This window comes from Silanimonas lenta DSM 16282 (genome assembly GCF_000429065.1).
Classification (GTDB): domain Bacteria; phylum Pseudomonadota; class Gammaproteobacteria; order Xanthomonadales; family Xanthomonadaceae; genus Silanimonas; species Silanimonas lenta.
Genome location: NZ_AUBD01000011.1, coordinates 1 through 2,500 on the forward strand (window position 1 = coordinate 1; position 2,500 = coordinate 2,500).

At 56.1% G+C, this 2,500-nt stretch carries 2 rRNA genes (1 of these 2 cut by a window edge); both read right to left on the reverse strand.

Features of this window, described 5'->3' with window-relative positions:
- A 5S ribosomal RNA gene (gene rrf, locus G408_RS0106830) occupies positions 1-83 on the reverse strand; the annotation flags it as partial.
- Positions 84-208: 125 nt separating this feature from the next.
- Positions 209-2,500: ribosomal RNA gene (locus G408_RS0106835) — 23S ribosomal RNA — on the reverse strand; it runs 557 nt beyond the window's last position.

The following is a 2,500-nucleotide window of genomic DNA, read 5'->3' on the forward strand; positions in this document are numbered from 1 at the left end:
TGCACACTACCATCGGCGCGTGCGCGTTTCACTTCCGAGTTCGGGATGGGATCGGGTGGTTCCACGCAGCTATGTTCACCAGGGAGAGGGTGGAGGGTCGCTGTTGGCCCTGTGGCCTCCAGCGCGCACGCTCTCATGGGGGACTTGTGACGTAACAGTTGGTTTGTCCTGAATCGCGCGTCGCGATGTCAAGGCGTCTCGAGGTTATATGGTCAAGCCGCACGGATCATTAGTATCGGTAAGCTCAACGCATTGCTGCGCTTACACACCCGACCTATCAACCACGTAGTCTTCATGGTTCCTTCAGGGGACTTGTGTCCCGGGAGATCTCATCTTGAGGCGCGCTTCCCGCTTAGATGCTTTCAGCGGTTATCGCTTCCGAACATAGCTACCCGGCAGTGCCACTGGCGTGACAACCGGAACACCAGAGGTTCGTCCACTCCGGTCCTCTCGTACTAGGAGCAGCCCCTCTCAAATCTCCAACGCCCACGACAGATAGGGACCGAACTGTCTCACGACGTTCTGAACCCAGCTCGCGTACCACTTTAAATGGCGAACAGCCATACCCTTGGGACCGACTACAGCCCCAGGATGTGATGAGCCGACATCGAGGTGCCAAACACCGCCGTCGATATGAACTCTTGGGCGGTATCAGCCTGTTATCCCCGGAGTACCTTTTATCCGTTGAGCGATGGCCCTTCCATACAGAACCACCGGATCACTAAGACCTGCTTTCGCACCTGCTTGATCCGTCGATCTTGCAGTCAAGCACGCTTCTGCCTTTGCACACAATGCGCGATGTCCGACCGCGCTGAGCGTACCTTCGTGCTCCTCCGTTACTCTTTGGGAGGAGACCGCCCCAGTCAAACTACCCACCATACATGGTCCCCGACCCGGATCACGGGCCCAGGTTAGAACGTCAAGCACATCAGGGTGGTATTTCAAGGATGGCTCCGCCGAAGCTGGCGCCTCGGTTTCACAGCCTCCCACCTATCCTACACAGACGAACTCAACGTTCAATGTAAAGCTATAGTAAAGGTTCACGGGGTCTTTCCGTCTTGCCGCGGGAACGCTGCATCTTCACAGCGATTTCAATTTCACTGAGCCTTGGGTGGAGACAGCGCCGCTGTCGTTACGCCATTCGTGCAGGTCGGAACTTACCCGACAAGGAATTTCGCTACCTTAGGACCGTTATAGTTACGGCCGCCGTTTACTGGGGCTTCGATCAAGAGCTTCGGTTTCCCTGACCCCATCACTTAACCTTCCAGCACCGGGCAGGCGTCACACCCTATACGTCCACTTTCGTGTTTGCAGAGTGCTGTGTTTTTGATAAACAGTCGCAGCGGCCTGGTCACTGCGGCCCATCTTGCGATGGGCGTACCTTCTCCCGAAGTTACGGTACTATTTTGCCTAGTTCCTTCACCCAAGTTCTCTCAAGCGCCTGAGAATTCTCATCCTACCCACCTGTGTCGGTTTACGGTACGGTCTCCCGTGAGCTGAAGCTTAGAGGCTTTTCCTGGAAGCGTGGGATCGGTGACTTCGTCCAATAGGACTGGTCTCGTGCTTCAGCCTTGGGACAGCGGATTTGCCTACCGCCCCAGCCTTTGCACTTTCCCCGGGACGACCAACGCCCGGTACACGTACCCTTCTCCGTCCCCCCATCGCACTCACGCGAGGTGCTGGAATATTAACCAGCTTCCCATCGACTACACCTTTCGGTCTCGCCTTAGGGGCCGACTCACCCTGCGCCGATGAACGTTGCGCTAGGAAACCTTGGGCTTTCGGCGTGCGGGCTTTTCACCCGCATTATCGTTACTCATGTCAGCATTCGCACTTCCGATACCTCCAGCAGCCTTCTCAGGCCACCTTCGCAGGCGTACGGAACGCTCCTCTACCGCGCACACGAAGTGTGCACCCCAAGCTTCGGTACATCGCTTAGCCCCGTTAAATCTTCCGCGCAGACCGACTCGACCAGTGAGCTATTACGCTTTCTTTAAAGGGTGGCTGCTTCTAAGCCAACCTCCTGGCTGTCTATGCCTTTCCACATCGTTTTCCACTTAGCGATGATTTTGGGACCTTAGCTGTGGGTCTGGGTTGTTTCCCTTTTCACGACGGACGTTAGCACCCGCCGTGTGTCTCCCGTGTAGCACGTCCTGGTATTCGGAGTTTGCCATGGTTTGGTAAGTCGCAGTGACCCCCTAGCCATAACAGTGCTCTACCCCCAGGAGTGTTCGCACGAGGCGCTACCTAAATAGCTTTCGAGGAGAACCAGCTATCTCCGGGTTCGATTAGCTTTTCACTCCTAGCCACACCTCATCCCCTACTTTTGCAACAGGAGTGGGTTCGGGCCTCCAGTGCGTGTTACCGCACCTTCACCCTGGGCATGGCTAGATCACCCGGTTTCGGGTCTACTCCCTGCGACTATGCGCCCTATTCAGACTCGGTTTCCCTTCGCCTTCCCTATACGGTTAAGCTCGCCACAGAAAGTAAGTCGCTGACC